The organism is Actinomycetospora chibensis, from assembly GCF_028737215.1.
Classification (GTDB): domain Bacteria; phylum Actinomycetota; class Actinomycetes; order Mycobacteriales; family Pseudonocardiaceae; genus Actinomycetospora; species Actinomycetospora chibensis.
The window spans coordinates 1-18,809 of the sequence record NZ_JAQZAM010000030.1 but is presented as its reverse complement, the minus strand read 5'-3'; the positions used below and the strand labels follow the sequence as shown (position 1 = coordinate 18,809).

15 protein-coding genes and 1 pseudogene are annotated in these 18,809 nt (G+C 73.9%); 5 read left to right on the top strand and 11 right to left on the bottom strand.

Annotation, left to right across the window (positions count from 1 at the left end):
- Positions 1-31: 31 nt before the first annotated feature.
- Positions 32-949: an AEC family transporter gene (locus PH189_RS28200; RefSeq protein ID WP_274192185.1), complete on the bottom strand. Its 918-nt coding sequence runs from the start codon at positions 947-949 to the stop codon at positions 32-34.
- 82 nt (positions 950-1,031) lie between these two features.
- Between PH189_RS28200 and PH189_RS28195 the strand changes: the two genes are divergently transcribed.
- Complete coding sequence (locus PH189_RS28195; protein ID WP_274192184.1) at positions 1,032-1,793, top strand: SDR family NAD(P)-dependent oxidoreductase; 762 nt, start codon at positions 1,032-1,034, stop codon at positions 1,791-1,793.
- A gap of 5 nt (positions 1,794-1,798) precedes the next feature.
- On the opposite strand, the gene PH189_RS28190 is transcribed toward PH189_RS28195, so the two are convergent.
- A complete protein-coding gene (locus PH189_RS28190; protein ID WP_274192183.1) occupies positions 1,799-2,587 on the bottom strand; it encodes a helical backbone metal receptor in 789 nt (262 codons plus the stop codon).
- 56 nt (positions 2,588-2,643) lie between these two features.
- Between PH189_RS28190 and PH189_RS28185 the strand changes: the two genes are divergently transcribed.
- Positions 2,644-4,044: a wax ester/triacylglycerol synthase domain-containing protein gene (locus PH189_RS28185; protein WP_274192182.1), complete on the top strand. Its 1,401-nt coding sequence runs from the start codon at positions 2,644-2,646 to the stop codon at positions 4,042-4,044.
- On the opposite strand, the gene PH189_RS28180 is transcribed toward PH189_RS28185, so the two are convergent.
- A complete protein-coding gene (locus tag PH189_RS28180; RefSeq protein ID WP_274192181.1) occupies positions 4,027-4,506 on the bottom strand; it encodes a MarR family winged helix-turn-helix transcriptional regulator in 480 nt (159 codons plus the stop codon). The two genes, PH189_RS28185 and PH189_RS28180, sit on opposite strands and share 18 nt — an antisense overlap.
- A gap of 99 nt (positions 4,507-4,605) precedes the next feature.
- On the opposite strand from PH189_RS28180, the gene PH189_RS28175 reads away from it, so the two are divergent.
- Positions 4,606-5,235 (top strand): FMN-dependent NADH-azoreductase, encoded by a 630-nt coding sequence (locus PH189_RS28175; protein ID WP_274192180.1) that lies wholly within the window; start codon positions 4,606-4,608, stop codon positions 5,233-5,235.
- Between the two features lie 76 nt (positions 5,236-5,311).
- Here the strand turns inward: PH189_RS28175 and icmF are convergent, their stop codons facing one another.
- A complete protein-coding gene (gene icmF / locus PH189_RS28170) occupies positions 5,312-8,545 on the bottom strand; it encodes a fused isobutyryl-CoA mutase/GTPase IcmF (RefSeq protein WP_274192179.1) in 3,234 nt (1,077 codons plus the stop codon).
- A 221-nt stretch (positions 8,546-8,766) separates the two neighbouring features.
- Between icmF and PH189_RS28165 the strand changes: the two genes are divergently transcribed.
- Positions 8,767-9,591, top strand: coding sequence for a proprotein convertase P-domain-containing protein (locus tag PH189_RS28165; RefSeq protein WP_274192178.1), 825 nt, complete (start codon positions 8,767-8,769; stop codon positions 9,589-9,591).
- 93 nt (positions 9,592-9,684) lie between these two features.
- Here the strand turns inward: PH189_RS28165 and PH189_RS28160 are convergent, their stop codons facing one another.
- Positions 9,685-10,248, bottom strand: a complete 564-nt coding sequence (locus PH189_RS28160) for an NUDIX domain-containing protein (protein ID WP_274192177.1) — start codon at positions 10,246-10,248, stop codon at positions 9,685-9,687.
- 57 nt (positions 10,249-10,305) lie between these two features.
- Here PH189_RS28160 and PH189_RS28155 point away from each other — a divergent pair, with 57 nt between their 5' ends.
- Entirely contained in the window at positions 10,306-10,461 is a 156-nt protein-coding gene (locus PH189_RS28155) for a hypothetical protein (RefSeq protein ID WP_274192176.1), read from the top strand.
- Between the two features lie 82 nt (positions 10,462-10,543).
- Here PH189_RS28155 and PH189_RS28150 read toward each other — a convergent pair whose 3' ends face one another.
- From PH189_RS28150 to PH189_RS28125, 6 genes and pseudogenes are all read right to left on the bottom strand, one after another.
- Positions 10,544-11,593, bottom strand: coding sequence for an NAD(P)H-dependent flavin oxidoreductase (locus PH189_RS28150; protein ID WP_274192175.1), 1,050 nt, complete (start codon positions 11,591-11,593; stop codon positions 10,544-10,546).
- Between the two features lie 29 nt (positions 11,594-11,622).
- Entirely contained in the window at positions 11,623-12,138 is a 516-nt protein-coding gene (locus PH189_RS28145; RefSeq protein ID WP_274192214.1) for a 2'-5' RNA ligase family protein, read from the bottom strand.
- Positions 12,135-13,019, bottom strand: a pseudogene (locus PH189_RS28140) (pseudouridine synthase). Before PH189_RS28140 ends, PH189_RS28145 begins: the two are co-directional and overlap by 4 nt.
- A 74-nt stretch (positions 13,020-13,093) precedes the next feature.
- On the bottom strand, positions 13,094-13,855 hold the full coding sequence (locus PH189_RS28135; protein ID WP_274192174.1) for a DUF5995 family protein: 762 nt from the start codon (positions 13,853-13,855) through the stop codon (positions 13,094-13,096).
- Entirely contained in the window at positions 13,848-17,057 is a 3,210-nt protein-coding gene (locus PH189_RS28130; RefSeq protein ID WP_274192173.1) for a helix-turn-helix transcriptional regulator, read from the bottom strand. The genes PH189_RS28135 and PH189_RS28130 overlap by 8 nt, the downstream gene beginning before the upstream one ends.
- A gap of 277 nt (positions 17,058-17,334) precedes the next feature.
- Positions 17,335-18,507: a cobalamin-independent methionine synthase II family protein gene (locus PH189_RS28125; RefSeq protein WP_274192172.1), complete on the bottom strand. Its 1,173-nt coding sequence runs from the start codon at positions 18,505-18,507 to the stop codon at positions 17,335-17,337.
- Between the last annotated feature and the right edge of the window lie 302 nt (positions 18,508-18,809).

Here is an 18,809-nt window from a genome sequence, read left to right as displayed (position 1 = left end):
CTCATAGGGGCGGAAAGTGCTCACATGGCCGTCACAGCGCCGCGACCAGCAGGACCGGCACGCTCAGGAACGTCGTGAGCAGTGCGGCGTCGCGGGCCAGGGCCACGCCGGTGTCGAAGCGCACCGCGTAGCCGAAGACGTTCTGCGCGGTCGGGAGGGCGGCGCTGACGACGACCGCGAGCAGCGCCGGCCCGCTCAGCCCGAACGCCGTCCCGATCGCCCAGGCCAGCAGCGGGTGCACGAGGTTCTTGAGCACGATCACCGCGGACAGACAGACGACGTCGTCGTCACGGCCCGGCCGCTGGGCGTGCGCCAGCGAGAGCCCGAACGCCAGCAGCATCGCCGGCACCGCGAGGTCGGCCAGCAGCTCGATCGGCGCGAGCAGCCCTTCGGGCGGCCGGAGGCCGGCGAGGTTGCCGCCGAGGCCGGCGGCCGTGGCCAGCAGCAACGGGTTGCGCAGCGGGGCCAGCAGCGCCCCTGCGATCCCGGGCCGCTCGCCGCGTCGATGTGTGGCGACGACGTCGAGCAGCGTCGTGTACGTCGGCGTGAGCACGGCGAGCTGGAAGATCAGCGACGGCGCGATCTCGGCGGCGCTGCCCAGCGCGTAGGTCGCGATCGGGAGACCGAGGTTGCCGGCGTTGAGGTAGCCGCTGGCCATCGACCCGACCACGGTCTCGCCGCGCGGCCTGCGGCGCAGCATCCCGACCGGCACGTAGAGCGCGCACACCGTCAGCGCCGCGAGTGCGGTGACCACCAGCCCCGTCGAGAGCACGCGCGCCACGTCGGCGCGCAGCAGCGTGACGAAGAGCAGCGCCGGGGTGGCGACGAAGAACGCCGTGCGCGAGAGCGTCTCGGTGGCCGAGTCCGGCAGCAGTCCGAGCCGTCCGACGAGCAGTCCGACAGCGACGATCACGGCGATGACGAGGAAGCCCTCCAGCACCCCGCTCACGCGACGACCACCCGCCGAGACTACGAGCCCGGTTCCGGGAGCACTGCGCCGTCGGGAGACCGTGCCCTACGGTCCTGGGCCCATGGGCATCCTCGATCGCTTCCGACTCGACGACCGCGTTGCCGTGATCACCGGCGCCTCCTCCGGGCTGGGGGCGGTCTTCGCCACCGCGCTCGCCGAGGCGGGCGCCGACGTCGTGCTCGGGGCCCGGCGCACCGAGAAGCTGGAGGAGACGCGCAAGGCCGTCGAGGCGCTCGGTCGCCGCGTGGTCGCCGTGGGCACGGACGTCGCCAAGCCCGAGGACTGCCGCGCGCTGGTGGACGCCGGCATGAGCGAGTTCGGGCGCGTCGACATCCTGGTCAACAACGCCGGCATCGGTACCGCGTACCCCGCGACGAAGGAGACCCCGGAGCAGTTCCGCGAGGTCATCGACGTCAACCTCAACGGCTGCTACTGGATGGCACAGGCCGCCGGGGCGGTGATGCAGCCCGGCAGCAGCATCGTCAACGTCTCCAGCATCCTCGCGCTCACCACCGCCGGGCTCCCGCAGGCCGCGTACTCCGCGTCGAAGGCCGGGCTGATCGGCCTCACCCGCGACCTCGCCCAGCAGTGGACCCCGCGCAAGGGCATCCGCGTCAACGCCCTCGCGCCCGGCTTCTTCACCTCGGAGATGACCGACGGCTACGCCGAGGGCTACCTCGAGAAGATGATGCCGCGCGTCCTGTCCGGGCGGATCGGGGATCCGCAGGAGCTCGCCGCGGCCCTGGTCTTCCTCGTCTCCGACGCGAGCTCGTACGTCACGGGCACGACGATCACCGTCGACGGCGGCGTCACCCAGACCTGAGGCCGCTAGGAGGCCGCGCCGGCGCCCGTCGTCTCCGCGGCCGCCAGCGCGGCGGGCAGCACCCGGGCGGCCTCGAGCAGGCTCGGTCCGTACCAGGTGAGCAACCGCCCGCTGACCAGCGCGGACGGCGCCGCGAACGACTCGGGTCCGTCGTCGGCGGTGAAGCGGTACGGCTCGTCGGGCAGCACGACGAGGTCGTGCGCCGGCAGGTCCGCCGGGTCGAACCGCGGGTAGCGCTCCGGGCTGTCGCCGAGCACGTTCTCGATGCCGAGACGGGCGAGCACGGCGCCGGTGAAGGTGTCCGAGCCGACCGCCATCCAGGGCTTGCGCCAGATCGGCACGACGGCGCGGCGCGGGCCGTCGGGCAGCGGCAGGGTGTCCCAGGCGGCCCGCGCGCCGTCGATCCACGCCGGGCGCTCCAGGCCGCACGCGGCGAGCACCCGCTCCAGCGAGCGCAGCGCGCCGTCGACCGTCCGGATGTCGGTGACGTACACGGCCAGCCCGGCCTCGCGGAGCTTGTCGAGCTCCTCGGGCTTGTTCTCCTCGGCGTTGGCCAGCACGAGATCCGGGCGCAGCGCGACGATCGTCTCGATGTCGGGGTTCTTCGTGCCCCGCACGCGGGTGACCCCGTGGTCGTCGAGGTCGTCGGGGTGGGTGCACCAGTCGGTGGCGCCCACCAGGAGGCCCGGGGCGGTCACGGCGAGCGCCTCGGTGAGTGAGGGGACGAGGCTGACCACCCGGTCGACGGAGTCGGGGAGCGCGACACGGCGGTCTTGATCGTCGACGACGTCCATGCCCTCCAGGGTGCCACCCGGAGTCATCCGATACCGTCGGTACCGCCATCTTCCCCGTGACCGGAGGCACTCCCGTGGACCGTTGGGCGTCGGGCATCGACACCGCCTGGCTGCAGCTCGAGCAGCCGACGAACCGGATGGTCGTGCACGGAGTGCTGTTCTGCGACGGACCGGTGGACGTCGCCACGGTGCGCGAGCGGGTGGCCCAGCGGTGGGTGGCGCGCTATCCGGGGTTCCGGCAGCGGCCGACCTGGCCCGCCGGCGGCCTCGGGCCGGTCCGGTGGGTCGACGACGAGCCCGATCTCGCCGCGCACATCGACACGGTGGACCTCGCCTCGCCCGGCGACGACGCCGCGCTGGCCGAGCACGTCGGCACGCTGATGTCGCGCCCGCTGCCCACCGACCGGCCCTGGTGGGCGATCCACGTGCTCACCGGCTACCGCGGGGCGGAGGGTGCCGGCGAGGACGGCTCCGCGGTGCTCGTGAGCATCCACCACGGGCTCGCCGACGGCGTCGCGCTCAACCACCTCTTCCACGCGCTCGCCGACGACCCGCCCGGCACCGACGAGGGCACCCCGGTGGCCTACGCCGCGCCCCCGAAGCGCCGCCGCGGGGTCCGCGACGTCCGCCTCGTGCGGCGGGAGCTCCCGCAGCGGCTCTCGCGGCTGGGGCGCACGGTCGCGCGCTGGCCGAGCCCGGAGGGCCGCGAGGAGCTCGCCGCGACGAGCAGCGCGATCGGGCACTCGACCGCGCTCATCGTCCGGCCGCCCGCCGAGGCCGAGACCGCGCTGCAGGGCGAGCTGGGCACCGCGAAGTCCGCGCGCTGGACGCGGGCCGTCGACCTCGACGCGGTCAAGGCCGTCGGCAAGGAGCACGGGGCGAGCGTCAACGACGTGCTGTGCGCGGCGATCGCGGGCGCGCTGCGCGCGTACCTGGGCGGCGACAGCCCCCGCCTGCGCGCGGTGATGCCCACCAACCTGCGCCGCCTCGACCGCCCGGTGTCGCACTGGCTGGGCAACGAGTTCGGCCTCGTGCTCCCGACGATCCCCACCGACGAGCGGGATCCCGGTCGCCGCGTGGAGCGCATGCACCGGGTGATGTCGTCGATCAAGCGGACCAATCAGGCGCTGGCGACCTTCATCGGCATCGCCACCGCCGGCCACGGCCGCGCCGCCTGGACCCAGGGCCTCGTGCGCCGCTACGCCGAGGCCGCGAGCCTCATCATCACGAACGTGCCCGGCCCCGTCCGGGAGCTCGAGATCGCCGGCACGCGTGTGCGCGACCTGTTGTTCTGGGTGCCGTGCTCCGGGCAGCTCGCGCTGGGCGTGAGCATCCTGAGCTACGCGGGCCGCGTGCGTCTCGGGATCGCGGCGGACGACGCCGTGCTGGGCGGCGCCGAGGGCGTCGACCGCTTCCTGGGCGCGCTCGACGAGGAGCTCTCAGCACTCCTGGGCTAGGTCGCGGGCGACCTCGCAGGCCGACGCGGTGTCCGGGTCCACCTCGGCCACGCGTCGCAGGAGGGCGCGCAGGACGTCCTGCTCCTCGGGGGTCAACGGGGCGAGGACGTGCTGCTCGGCCTCGCGCAGCCGACGTTCGAGGTCGCACAGGCGCGCGCCGCCGGCCTCGGTGAGCACGACGCGGCGGGCGCGGCGGTCGGCCGGATCGGGCCGGCGCTCGACGAGGCCCGCGGCCTGCAGCTCGTCGATCAGGTAGGTCATCACGGTGCGGTCGACGCCCAGCTTCTGGGCCAGCGCGAGCTGGGTGCTCGACTCCTCGCGCGCCGCTGCCACGAGCACCTGGTAGCCGCGCGGTCCCCCGGGCAGGCCCGCGACCTGCTCCTGCGCCACCCGCAGGTGGGCGCGCGCCACCCGGCCGAGCGCCCAGCCGAGATCGGACTCGACGCGCTGCGGAGTGGTCACGGTCTCACGATACGCGATCTCACCACCCTTCTGTTGACACGATAGTCTGTCGAGCAGAACATCTAAGCGACAGCACGTCGCGATCGGGAGGTCGTCCCCATGTCCCTGTTCCGTCTGGACAGCAGCATCCGCACCGAGGGCTCGGTGAGCCGCGAGGTGGCCGACACCGTCGAGCGGACGTGGCTCGAGCAGCACCCGGGGAGGACGGTCGTCCGGCGCGACGTCGGCCGCGAGCCCCTGCCCGCCGACCTCTGGACGACGGCGATGGGTGCCGGCGCGACGCCGGAGGCCGACCGCACCCCCGAGCAGCGCGCGGCGGTCGCGCTGGTGGGCGAGCTGGCCGACGAGGTCGTCGCCGCCGACGCGCTCGTCATCGGCTCGCCGCTCTACAACTTCGGCATCGCCGCCCACCTCAAGACGTGGGTGGACGTGCTCATCACCGACCCGCGCTTCGCGCCCGGGAACCAGCCGCTGGCCGGGCGTCCCGTGGCGCTCGTGGTCTCGCGCGGCGGCGGGTACGGGCCGGGCACCCCGCGCGAGGGCTGGGACCACGGCACCGGCTGGCTGGTCCGGATCCTCGGCGACGTGTGGGGCGGCGACGTCACGGTCATCGAGGCCGAGCTGACCCTCGCCGACACCGTGCCGGCGATGGCCGAGCTGCGCCCCCTCGCCGCGCAGGTGCGCGCCCGGGCTCACGAGACCGCGGGGACGTGGCTCGTGGCGTCCTGAGGTGCGGCTGCGCCGCATGTGAGCACTTGGGAGTGCTCCAGCACCCCGAAGTGCTCACATGCGCGCAGCGCACCTGCTACATCGAGCGGCGGTACTGCCCGCCCACCTCGAAGAACGCGTCGGTGAGCTGGCCCAGGGTGCAGACGCGGGCGGCGGAGACGAGCTCGGCGAAGACGTTGCCCCCGGAGGTGGCCGCGTCCTGGAGCCGGCGCAGCGCCTCGGGGGCGGCGTCGGCGTTCCGGGACTTGAAGTCCTCCACGCGCTGCAGCTGGGAGTTCTTCTCCTCCTCGGTGCCACGGGAGAGCTCGAGCTCCGGCGCCTCCTGCTCGGCGTCCTCGGGGGGCAGGAACGTGTTGACGCCGACCAGCGGCAGCGTGCCGTCGTGCTTGCGCGACTCGTAGAGCATCGACTCGTCCTGGATCTTGCCGCGCTGGTAGCCCGTCTCCATGGCGCCCAGCACGCCGCCGCGCTCGGCGATCGAGTCGAACTCCTTCAGCACCGCCTCCTCGACGAGGTCGGTCAGCTCGTCGATGACGAACGACCCCTGCAGCGGGTTCTCGTTCATCGACAGGCCCCACTCGCGGTTGATGATCAGCTGGATGGCCAGCGCGCGGCGCACCGACTCCTGCGACGGGGTGGTGACCGCCTCGTCGTAGGCGTTGGTGTGCAGGGAGTTCGCGTTGTCGTAGAGCGCGCACAGCGCCTGGAGCGTCGTGCGGATGTCGTTGAAGTTCATCTCCTGCGCGTGCAGCGACCGCCCCGAGGTCTGCACGTGGTACTTCAGCTTCTGCGAGCGCTCGCTCGCGCCGTAGCGCTCCCGCATCGCGACCGCCCAGATGCGACGGGCGACGCGGCCGATCACGGAGTACTCGGCGTCCATGCCGTTCGAGAAGAAGAACGACAGGTTCGGGGCGAAGTCGTCGATGTCCATCCCGCGCGCGAGATACGACTCGACGTAGGTGAAGCCGTTCGCCAACGTGAAGGCGAGCTGGCTGATGGGGTTCGCCCCGGCCTCGGCGATGTGGTACCCGGAGATCGACACCGAGTAGAAGTTCCGGACCTTGTTCTCGATGAACCACTGCTGGATGTCGGCCATCATCCGCAGGGAGAACTCGGTGGAGAAGATGCAGGTGTTCTGGCCCTGGTCCTCCTTGAGGATGTCGGCCTGCACCGTGCCGCGGACGTTCTGGAACGCGTGGGCGGCGAGCTCGGCGCGCTCGTCCTCCGACGGCTCCCGGCCCTCCCTCTCGGTGAACGCGTCGACCTGCTGGTCGACCGCGGTGTTGAGGTAGAAGGCGAGGATCGCGGGCGCCGGGCCGTTGATCGTCATCGACACCGACGTGGTCGGCGAGGTCAGGTCGAACCCGGAGTAGAGCACCTTCATGTCGTCCAGCGACGCGATCGACACCCCGGAGGTGCCGACCTTGCCGTACACGTCGGGCGGGGTCGCCGGATCGTGGCCGTAGAGCGTCACGGAGTCGAACGCGGTCGACAGTCGCTTCGCCGGCGAGTCCTGCGAGAGGTAGTGGAACCGGCGGTTGGTGCGGAACGCGTCGCCCTCGCCGGCGAACATGCGGGCCGGGTCCTCGCCCTCGCGCTTGAACGCGAACACCCCGGCGGTGAACGGGAACTGCCCCGGCAGATTCTCCCGCCGAAGGAAGCGCAGGATCTCCTCGTCGGCGGTGTACGGCGGCAGCGAGACGCGGTGGACCTTGGTGCCCGAGAGCGTCTCGCGGGTCAGCTGCGTGCGCAGCTCCTTGTCGCGCACGTGGACGACCAACTCGTCGCCGGCGTAGGCCTCCACCGTCGCGGGCCAGGCGTCCAGCAGCGCCGCGGCCTCGCCCGGCAGGTCGCGCTCCGCCTCGGCGAGCACGTCCGGCAGCGCGCCGGCGTCGCGGTCGCCGAGGGCCTCGGTGGCCCGCCGCAGCGCCTGGCGCTTCTGCGCGGCCGCGACCATCGACTCGGTCCCGCGGTGGTAGTCGCGCACCGTGCCGGCGATGTCGGCGAGGTAGCGCGCGCGCTCGGGCGGGATGGAGGCGGCGTAGTCGGTCGACGTCTTCGTGTCCGGGATCGTCAGCCGCCCGTCGCCGACCGAGAGGCCGAGCCCCGCGAGCGTCGAGCGCAGGTGCCCGTAGAGCGCGGTGACGCCGTCGTCGTGGAACGTCGCGGCGCTGGTGCCGTAGACCGGCATGTCCTCCCACGACGAGCTGAACGCGTCGCGGTTGCGCACGAGCTGACGGGCGACGTCGCGGCGGGCGTCCTCGGCGCCGCGGCGCTCGAACTTGTTGATCGCCACGACGTCGGCGAAGTCCAGCATGTCGATCTTCTCGAGCTGCGAGGCGGCGCCGAACTCGGGCGTCATCACGTACAGCGAGGCGTCGACGAAGTCGACGATGCCGGCGTCGCCCTGGCCGATACCGGGGGTCTCGACGATGACGAGGTCGACCCCCGAGGCGCGCAGCAGCGCGATCGCGTCGCCCAGGTGCTCGGGCAGCGTGCCCCCGCCCCCACGCGAAGCCATCGACCGGAAGTACACCTGCGGTCCGCCGAGGGAGTTCATGCGGATGCGGTCGCCGAGCAGCGCGCCGCCGCCCTTGCGCCGCGTCGGGTCGACGGCGAGCACCGCGATCCGGAGCTTGTCCTCCTGGTCGAGGCGGAAGCGGCGCACGAGCTCGTCGGTCAGCGACGACTTGCCCGAGCCGCCGGTGCCGGTGATGCCGAGCACAGGGACGGAGCGGCCCTCGAGCGTCGACGCGGCGCGCTCGCGGATCTCGTCGGGCAGCTGGCCCGCCTCGGCCACCGAGAGGGCCCGCGCGAGCGTGGCCGGCTCGCCGGCGAAGACGCCGTCCCAGCTCGACGGGGGCTGCGCGCCGAGGTCGACGTCGCAGGTCCGGATCATCGTGTTGATCATTCCGGGCAGGCCCATGCGCTGGCCGTCGGTGGGGGAGAAGATGTGCTCGACGCCGTGCGCATGCAGGCGGTCGATCTCGTCCTGGACGATGACGCCCCCGCCGCCGCCGTAGACCTTCACGTGCCCCGCGCCGCGCTCGCGCAACAGGTCGACGAGGTAGCTGAAGTACTCGACGTGCCCGCCCTGGTACGAGCTGATGGCGACGCCGTGCGCGTCCTCCTGGATCGCGGCCGTGACCACCTCGTCGACCGAGCGGTTGTGCCCGAGGTGGATCACCTCGGCGCCCTGCCGCTGCAGGATCCGCCGCATGATGTTGATCGCCGCGTCGTGCCCGTCGAACAGGCTCGCCGCGGTGACGAAGCGGATCGGGTGGGTCGGGACGTACAGCTCGTCCGTCATCGTTCCTCGCAGTACGGGTCGGCGGGCCTCGCCCCAAATAGTAGGACGTCAAAGTGTTTGTCGTCGAGCGACCCGCATCACTCACGGAGTGAAGCTGTCGTTACGACATAAGAGTGAAGAATGGCCGAGACTGAGCCGGATTTGATTACTGTGCGTGCCATACGCTCCGGGCTCGCTCTCCGGGGCCGCCCCCCGAACCCTGCCCTCCCCGGGAGACCGCCATGAGCACCACCGTCCCGCCGTTCGGCTCCTCCGCCCCCGAGGGCGACCCCTCGTCGCGTCCGACCCGGGTGGTCGGTCAGGCCCCCGAGTCCGCTCAGGACACCGCGGTGGCCGGCCGGGCGTCGGCCTACCCACCCGGCTACGCGCCACCGGGTCCCGGCCCGGGCTGGGGTCAGGCCGGACCCGGCTACGGCCCGCCCGGCAACGGTCAGTCGGGCTACGGCCAGTCGGGATACGGCCAGTCGGGATACGGTCAGTCGGCATACGGCCAGCCCGGCTACGGCCCGCCCGGCCGGCCGCCGACCGGCGCGATGCCGGGCACGGGCTACGGCCCTCCGCCCGCACCCCGGAAGCGCGGCTGGATCGGCTGGCTGCTCGGCGGGATCGCGCTCGTGGTCGTCGCCGGCATCGTCGGCGCCGTCGTGCTGCTCTCCGGCGGCGGCACGATGATCGGGGTGTCGTCGGGCGCCGTCGCGATCCCCGACGCCGACCCGGCGGGGGTCACCAGCGCGATCACTCTCGACGGCTCCGGCGCGGTGCAGACCGTGCACGTCGAGGCGACGATCACGCACCCCTTCACCTGCGACCTCACGGTCACCCTGATCTCGCCCCAGGGCACGCAGGTCGAGGTCGCGAACCCGACCGACTGCGCCCGGGCCAACCCGAACCTCGCCGTGGACCTCGACAGTGCGACGCCGGGCAGCCCGCTCGCGCCGCTCGTGGGCCAGGCCGCCGGCGGGGAGTGGCGCCTGCAGGTCGTCGACGCGGTCGGCATCGACCAGGGCACGCTCACCGGGTGGGGTCTGACCGTCCAGAGCGACTGACCCCACCCCGAGAAGCGAAGGACGCCCTCGCTGCTCCCACGGCAGCGAGGGCGTCCTTCGTCCCGTCCGCGGGCGCCCTGTCAGGGGGCCGGCTCAGGTCGCCGTGCGCTCGGCCTGCAGGGCGAGGACGCCGACCAGCGAGCCGGCGCCGAGCATCTCGCCGGCCAGGGTGAGGCGCACGGCCTCGGCGAACGGGATCCACCGCGCCCGGCCCGGCTCGAGGGGGTCGAGCGGGACGTCGCCCGGCACCGCGCCGGTCCAGAGGTGCACCGACATGGGCGCGACCGCCGTGCCGGGCAGGGGCTCGAACGCCAGGAGCGTGCGACCCGGACCGCTGGGTCGCCACCCGGTCTCCTCGGCGGCTTCCCGCGAGGCCGCGGTCATGGGATCCTCGCCCGGATCGACGACGCCGCCGGGGAGCTCCCACCCGTCCCGGTCGACGACGTGGCGATGCGTGCGGAGAACGAGGAGCCGGTCCTCGTCGTCGAGCACGAGCGCAACCGCCGCAGCGGGAACTATTACCCGATCCTGCCGGAATCGGTCCCCGGCCGGCGCAGTAACGTCCTCGACTTGCACATGCAGTGTACGTCCGGCGTATACGGTGTGACGCGAATGGACGATCCAGGAATGGTCCGGTTGCGGAGTGTCCTCGTTCATGTGGCCGGGTAACTGGCAGTCCCCAAGGCTTGATCACTGCACCACCAAGGAGAAAAGTTGATCATTCTCGGCGTCATCCTCATCATCATCGGGGCCGTCACCGGCATCTCGATCCTCTACACGATCGGCGCGATCCTCGCGGTCGTCGGTCTCGTGCTGACGATCCTGGGCGCCGTCGGCCGTGGCGTGGGTGGCCGCAAGACCTACTTCTAGTTCGACCCGGATCTCCCGGTGGCCCGTCCTCGAACCCAGGGGACGGGCCGCAGTCGTTTCCGGCTCCTCCACGGGTGTCGTGTCAGACTCCGCGGCGTTCCCGCTCGAGCCGCGCGACGAGCTCGCCCGCCGGCTCCTCGGTGACCGTGCGCCAGCCGGTCCCGGCCCACAGGTGTAGCCCGTCGGGGTCCCCGGCCGCCGAGGCCGCGGCCCGGAGCGGGCGGGTCAGGTGGTGCAGCTCCGGATAGGCCGCGGGAGCCGCCGCCGAGTGCGCGTCGCTGAAGGCGTTGGCGAGCGCCCTTGCCGGCCGCCCCGTGAAGGCCCGGGTGACGACGGTGTCGCGGGACCGGTCCCTCGACCACCCGAGCAGCGCCGCCCGGTGGGTGGCCGACGTCCCGGCTTCGGGGCAGCACAGGAACGCGGTCCCCAGCGCCGCGGCGACCGCCCCCTCCGCGAGGACCCGCGCCACGCCGGCACCGTCGGTGATCCCGCCCGCGGCGACCAGCGGCAGGTCCGTCGCCGCGCGCACCGCCGGGAGCAGACGCGCGAGCGGTGCGGCCCCGGCCTCGGGGTCGCCGCCCGTGTCGCGGTGGACGCCCCGGTGCCCGCCCGCCTCGGCGCCCTGCACCCACAGCGCGTCGAACCCCTGCGCCGCGGCCGCCCGGGCCTCGTCCACCGAGGTCACCGTGGCCATCAGGGCCGCGCCCGTCTCCCGCAGCGCCGCGAACCGCGTGGGCGAGGGCAGCGCGAACGTCACCGACACCACCGCCGGGCGGTGCCGCGCCAGCACCGCGATCTTCGCGTCGACGGCGTCGTCGTCGGTGCGGGGCTCGCCCAGCGCCACGCCCCGGCGCTCGGCCTCGCCGCGGAGGTCCTCGGCGTAGGCGGCGACCGCCGCGGCGCGCCGGTCCGGGTCGGGGTCGGGGTCCGCGGGCAGGAAGAGGTTGGCCGCCACGGGACGGCCGCGACACGAGGCGAGCTGCTCGTCGAACGAGTCCGCCGTGAGGTAGCCGCCCGCGAGGAACCCCAGCCCGCCGGCGTCGCCGACGGCAGCGACCAGGGCGGGGGTGGACGGGCCGCCCGCCATCGGCGCGGCGACGACGGGGACGTCGAGTGGGGGCAGATCCGACACGTCCGGCATCCTGCCCGAGCGCGGGACGCTCAGCCCTCGCCGCGGAACGGGAACTCGCGCACCGACTCCCACGGCCCGCCGCGGTAGCGCCAGAGTGCGAGGCCGGTGACCGTGGCCGGGTACGGGGCGTGCGACGCGACGAGGTCGGCGAGCGTCGCCTTCGCGGTCTCCGGGTCGACCTTGTTCTGCACGGTGACGTGGTGGTGCGGGCGCCGGCTGTCCTGCCGGGTCAGGTCACCGGCGAAGCGCCGGGCGATCGCCGCGTGCACGGCGTCGAGCCCGGGGGCCTCGATCCGGTAGGCGACGCCGCGCCCGAGCGCGAACGGCGCCCGGACCCGGCCGGCGATCGGCGGGCGCGCCGCGAGCTCGTCCAGCGCAGCGATCACCTCGTCGGCGCGACCGCCCGGCAGGGCGTGGAACAGCGTCAGGTGCGCGCCGACGACGAGCCGCTTCGAGGGGAAGAGGCGCCGGCGCTGCGCGTCGAGCTCGGCCTGCGTCTCCGCGTCGAGCAGGGCCGAGACGATCAGTGGATCGGTGTCGGTCACGGTCCCGTGCGCCACCCCTGCGGGTCGTCCCATGCCTGCAGACTGCGCCGGCTGGTGAAGTGGCGCATCTCGCCGGTGCGCGGGTCGGGGAACGACAGCTCGCGCGCCAGCAGCTGCAGCGGCGTGCGGAAGTCGTCGAGCGGGACGTCGTGGAGCCGGGGGTAGAAGGGGTCCCCGAGGATCGGCAGGCCGAGCGAGGCCATGTGCACCCGCAGCTGGTGGGTGCGCCCGGTGCGGGGCGTCAGGAGGTAGCGCGCCCTGCCGAACGACGTGGGGCCGTCCTGGGCATCGAGCAGCTCGACCAGCGTCTCCGCGTTCGGCTCGCCGGGTACCTCCTGCGCGGTGACGACACCCCGCTCCTTGACGATCCGGCTCCGCACGACGCGGGGGAGGTCGACGTCCGGGTCGTGCGGAGCGACGGCCTCGTAGGCCTTGGCGACCCGCCGGTCGCGGAAGAGGTTCTGGTAGGTCCCGCGCCGCGACGGGTCGACGACGAGAAGCAGGAGCCCGGCGGTCACCCGGTCCAGCCGGTGTGCGGGGCTCAGCGCCGGCAGACCGAGCCGGTCGCGGAGGCGGACGAGCACGGTCTCGCGCACGTGGCGGCCGCGGGGGATCGTGGCGAGGAAGTGCGGCTTGTCGACGACGACGATCTCGTCGTCGCGGTGCACGACGTCGATGTCGAACGGCACCGGGGCCTCGTCGGGGAGATCGCGGTGGAACTACACCACCGACCGCGGCACGAACGGTGACGCGGGGCCCAGCGGGCCCTCGTGGTCGACGATGCGCCCCTCGGCGAGCATCGCGTCGACCCGCGCGGGCGGCACCGGCAGCCGCTCGACGAGGTGGTCGCGCAGCGTCGCCCACGGCCCCTCGTCGGGCATCCGCACCCGCGCCGGGTCGAGCCCGTGGCGCTGGGGGAGCGGGGGGTCGCGACGGGGCACGGGGCGAGGCTACGTCAGATGAAGATCTTCGCGATGAACTCGGCCTTCTCGTCCAGGGTCTCGCTCATCACGTCGCGGTACCCGTCCCGCTCGCGGGACGGCCACAGCTCCTCCGCCTTGTCCCAGGCCTCGTCACGGGTCCGCAGGACGATCATGTCGCCCCCGCGGTTGGCGAGGCGGTCGAGCCAGCCGCCGTCCGGGAAGAGCTCCTCCCACCGTGTCCAGGGCGTGCCGTTCTCCTCGCAGAGGTGGTCCATGCGCTCGTGGAAGATCCTGTTGATCGCCAGGTAGTCGGCGCGCTGGTGGCGAAGATCGGGCCACCGCCCGGGGTTCGCCTCCCATACGTCGAGCAGGGCGAAGGTGAGGTCGAAGTTCACGTGCGCGTTGACGCCGACGACCGAGAAGCACCACTCGGCGGAGTCGTCCTGGCGGCGGTCGAACAGGATGCTCCAGCACGCCGGCGTCGGGCGGCCGCCCAGCCACGCGTGCAGGGCGTCGAGGTAGCGCTGGGCGAAGGCCAGATCCAGCCGGTAGATGAAGTCGCCGCAACGGAAGAGGTCGCGCGCCTCGTATCGGGCGAGCACGTCGGACGTGATCGTGTGATAGAGGTCCGAGAAGCAGGCGATGCCGTCGCGATGACCCTTGCCCTTGCCCTCGAGGTCGTCCGCGACGTCCCGGATCTCTCGCAGGAGGTCCACGACCTCCGGCACCGTCGTGGGTCGCCGCGCCGCGAGCGGCGCGAGCCTCCGCTTGTTCTCGTCGGGCGCATCAGGCACGGGGACCTCGATCGGGGCCGGTGGGACGGGCACGGATGCGCTGGAGCAGGGCGGCGGCCTGGGTGCGCGAGCGGGTGTCGGTCTTGGCGAGCACCCGGGAGACGTGCACGGCCACGGTGCGCTCGCTGATGTAGAGGCGCTGGGCGATCTGGCGGTTGGAGAGGCCCTCGGCCAGCACGGCGAGCACCTCGTGCTCGCGCGAGGTCAGCGACGACAGCTCGGGAGCACGTCGCGTCGCCGGTTCGGCGGCGTCGTCGCGCGTGGTGACCACCGCGTCGCCGGCGTGCACGACGTCCAGGCGCGCCCGGCGGGCGAGGCCCGCGATCTCGTCGAGGAACGGCGCCGCGCCCATCGCCGTCGCGGTCTCGGCGGCGGTGCGCAGCGCGCGGGCGGCCTCGCCACGGCGTGCCCCGGTGGCGAGCAGCGCCTCGGCGCGCCGCAACAACGCGTAGGCCGCGGGGTAGGGGTGCAGGAGCGCGCTCCACGCCTGGGCGACCTGCCCCCACGCCACCGGGTCGGACGCCCCGGCGGCGCGCCCGGCCTCGGCGTGGCACATGCGGACGTAGGCGAGCACCGTGCGACGCAGCGCGGGCAGGGTGTGCGGGACCCGGCGTTCGAGGTGCGTCACGTGGCCGGCGAGGCGGTCGAGGGCCGCGCGGTCGGTGGCCATGCCGCGCGCGACCGCCTCGGCCTCGGCCCGCAGCCCGTGCCACACCAGCGGCGCGACGAGGAAGACGTCGTCCGGGGTGTGCTCGGCGACGTCGAGGCCGCGGGCGACGAGGTCGCGGGCGAGGTCCGGCCGGCCCCGCCACATCTCGACCCCGGCGCGCAGCGTCAGCAGGGGGACGCGGTACCGGGACGCCACGGTGCCGCGGCGCGGGGCGAGCGGCGTGGGTCCGGTGGTGTCGCCGGGGTCGGCGACGGTGTCGGTAGCGCTGTCGGTCACGCTGTCGACGGCGGGGTCCTCGCCCGTGCCGTCGAGGGCGAGGAGGTCGACCGCGCGCAGGTCCTCGTCGGCCGCCCCGAACTCGCCGCGCCCGACCTGCAGCCGGCAGCGGGCCAGGCGTACCTCGAGGGCGTCCGCGCCGGTGGGGCTCAGCGCCCAGGCCTCGTCGACGGCGTCGGAGGCCTCCGCCCAGCGCCCGAGTCGGAACAGTCCGTTGGCCGTCGTCGCCAGCAGGCGCACCCCGGCCGAGCGGGCCAGGCCCAGGTCGCGCATCCGCGCCACGCCCTGCCGCGCGATCTCCACGCCCTCGTGCAGCTCGCCCAGCGGGCCGGAGAGCAGGTCCGCCCACGCCTGGTAGGCGCGCCCGACCGCGGCGCCGTCGCCGGTGCGCTCGGCGATCATCAGACCCTCGGCGACGGCGGCGAGGCCCCGGTCGGGGCTCTCGAGGTAGGCCAGGGCGAAGCCCAGGGTGGCGAGCATCGGGGCCTGCTCGGGCTGCTCACCGCGGCGGCGGGACACCACCAGCGCCCGCTCGACCTCCCGTTGGGCTCCCCGGACGTCGCCGGTGATCAGCAGGGCCTCGGCGTGCGCGGCGTGGACGCCCGCGAGGGCGGGGTCGTCGCCGATCCGGGTCGCCGCGAGCCCCGCGTCGTGCAGGACGTGCACCGCGTCGCCCGTGCGGCCCGCGTCGAGCAGCGTGCGCCCGAGCCGCACCGCGGACGGGAGCTCCGTGCGCCCCACGGTCGCCGAGTCGGGCACGAGGCGTCGCAGCAGGTCGACGGCGGCGTCGTACTCGCCCGCGAGGCGGGCGGTGTCCGCGGCGTGGCGCAGCAGCGCGCTGGCCTCGTGGTCGGCGGGCGGCAGCGCGCGGGGAGCGTGGGCCTGCGCCAGGGTGACCGGCGCGCGGCGCGCCGCGGAGAGTTCGAGCGCGGCCATCCACTGGCGGTGCGCGGTGCCGAACTCGTGCATCTGCTCGGCCACCTGCGCCGCGTGCACGACGGCGGGCAGGGCGCGCTCGGGGTCGTCGGCGCGGGCCCAGTGGTGGGCGCGGCGCAGGGCCACAGCAGGGCCGGCGGGGTCCGGGGTGGCGTGATCGGCGTGGTCGTCGCCGGAGACCGCGTCGAACGCCAACGCGTAGCGACGGTGCAGGCTCCGCCGCTCCCCGGGCATCAGCTCGGCGGCGACGACGTCCCGCATCAGGCCGTGCCGCAGCCCGTAGCCCTCGACGTGCGGGTCGACGACCACCATCGCGGCCTCCGCCGACTCGCGCAGCGCCGCGAGCAGCTCGTCCTCGTCGGCGGCGCGCACCACCTCGGCGAGGAGTCCGTGCGACACCGGCTCCTCACCGAGGGACAGCGCGGCCACGACGCGCTGGGCCACCGGGCCGAGCCCGGCGAGGCGGCCGAGCACCAGGCCGCGCAGGCCGGGGGAGAGACCGTCGGCGGCGCCCTCGGCGACGGCGGCGAGGGTCTCGGCGACGATGAACGCGTTGCCGCCCGAGCGGCGCCAGACGAGGCCCGCGAGGTCGGCGTCGCCCCCCTCGTCGCGGACGATCGTCGCGACGGCGTCGTGGGGCAGCGGCGAGAGCTCGATCAGGCGGACGGCCCGGTCCCGGGCGAGCTCGGGGAGCATCCGACGCAGCGGGTGGGTGACGTCGAGGGTGTCGGAGCGGGCGGTGACGACGACCAGGACGCGCTCGTCGGAGAGGTGGGCGACGAGCGACACCACGAGTTCGCGGGTGGTGCGGTCGGCCCAGTGCAGGTCGTCGATCACGAGGAGGACCGGCGCGCGGGCGGCGAGCCCGACGAGGACCCGGCGGACCAGCTCGAGCAGCTGCCCGCCCGACGGTGCCGGTGTGGTCCCGCCGTCGAGGAGGGGCCGCAGCTCCTCGCGCCACGGCTCGAGGGCGGCGCGCGCGGCGAGCACCCGGTCGGGCGCGTCGTCGGCGGCGCGCGCGAGACGTCGCAGACCCGTGGCGACGGGCCAGAGCGGCAGCTGCTCGCCGACGTCGACGGCGGAGCCGGTGATCACGATCCCGCCGTCGGCCTCGGCGCGCGCCGCGAGGCCGCGCACCAGCTGGGTCTTGCCGGCGCCCGCGTCGCCGGTGAGCACGACGGTGAGGGCGCTGCCGGCACGGGCCCGGTCCCAGGAGCGGGCCAGCGCGGCGGCGTCCGCCGCGCGCCAGGGGCCGGCGGGCGCGGCCGTCGTCGTCCCCGCTCCGCCGTCGGCGTCGGGAACACCCCCCTGACCTGGCACGACGACTGACGGTAGGCGGCGGGCAGGACCCCGTCCAGCGGCATGGGCACCGTGCGGGCGGGCTAGTCAATTCTGCTGATATGCCCGGCGCCGGAGTTCGGTGACGCTTGGCGGCGAGGGCGGGACGACGGTCGTCGGGGGTCGCTCTGACGTCCTCGCGATCGCCCTGTGCTCTTCGGCCGGGCGCGCGACGGGAAGGGGAGGCGGGTCGTTGCCGGGCGCCCGGGGGGACGCCCAGCCGGCCCGCCTCCCCTTTCCGCGTCCTCCGGTGTCGTGCCTACGACCAGAGGCGCTGCGTCGCGATCGCGGCGCCCGCGGACAGCGCGCGGAACTTCTCCCACACGACGCTCGGGTGCACCTCGGGCGCGTAGCTCGCGCGCGAGGAGAAGCCGCAGTCGGCGGAGGCGATGACGTTCTCGCGCCCGACGCACGAGGCGTACCAGCCGATCATGTCGGCGATCAGCTCCGGGTGCTCCACGTAGTTCTGGGCGTGGCCGAGCAGGCCGGGGATCAGGACCGCGCCGTCGGGCAGCGCGTTCCGGATCGCGGGGTCCTCCCAGACCTTCCACTCGTGCATGTGCCGCGGGTTCGCGACCTCGAACGAGTAGCCGCCGGCCTGGATGCCGAGCATGTACGGCGCGACCTCGCCCATGGAGATGTCGTGCACCCGCGGGCCGTGGTTGAGGCCGTAGCAGGTGTGCAGACGGATCTTCTCGGTCGGGACACCGCGCAGGGAGTGGTTGACGATCTCGGCGTGCTCGCGCGCGGTGCGGTCGCGCTCGGCGGGCTCCAGTGTCGGGTCGGAGAGGATCTCGATCAGCCACGGATCGTCGATCTGCAGGAGGAACCCGGCCTCGATGATCGCCAGGTACTCCTCGCGCAGCGCCTCGCCGACGGCCTCGTAGTACTCGCGGTCGGTGGCGTAGTAGGCGTTGCGCCCGAATCCGCGCGGCGACGTCGACGGCATGAACGTCTCGACGACGCCGGAGACCCCGGCGACCGCCTTGTGCAGGTTGGCGATGTCGGTCTGCAGCTCGTCGTGGCCGATGTAGGAGACGGGACCCGTGCAGGCGACGCTGACCATCGGCGCCACCGTCTTCGAGTACTTGCCGAGGTAGCCCTCGTAGTACTCCGGGAAGGCGTCGATCTCGACCTGCCAGGACGGCGGGAGCAGCCGCTCGCCGGAGGACGCGGGCTCGAAGCCGCCGAGCCGGCGCTGGATGTAGGTGGCGAAGCTGACCTTGCCCATCTCGCCGTCGGTGACGACGTCGATCCCGACCTCGCGTTGCTTCGCGACGACCTCGGCGACCGCGTCGGTCACCTGGCGGGCGAAGAGGTCGGCGTCGTACGGCCGCCCGTGCTCCTTCTCCCGCATGGTGTCCAGCAGGGGTTCGGGCCGGGCGAGGCTGCCGACGTGGGTCGTCAGGACGCGGTCGGTGCTGCGCTGCATGGGCACTGACGGTAGGAGCGCGAGCCGGAGGGTGACATCACGTCGTTCCCGCTACGCGAACACCCGCCGTCACCGGTCCCCGATGCCAGCCCTGCGTCCACGCTGGCACTCAACGCGAGGAAATCCCCCTCGATCATGAGCGGGCCGACAACGGTGGGCACGGCCGGTGATCGGTGGTGGGGAAGCCGGCGTTGAGTGCCAGCGAAGCCCCACGCTGGCATGTCGACCGGGCACACGCCGACCGGCCTAGGGCGTGTCTCCCAAGTCTGTGAGCTGGGCCGGTCCACGATCCGTGGATGGGT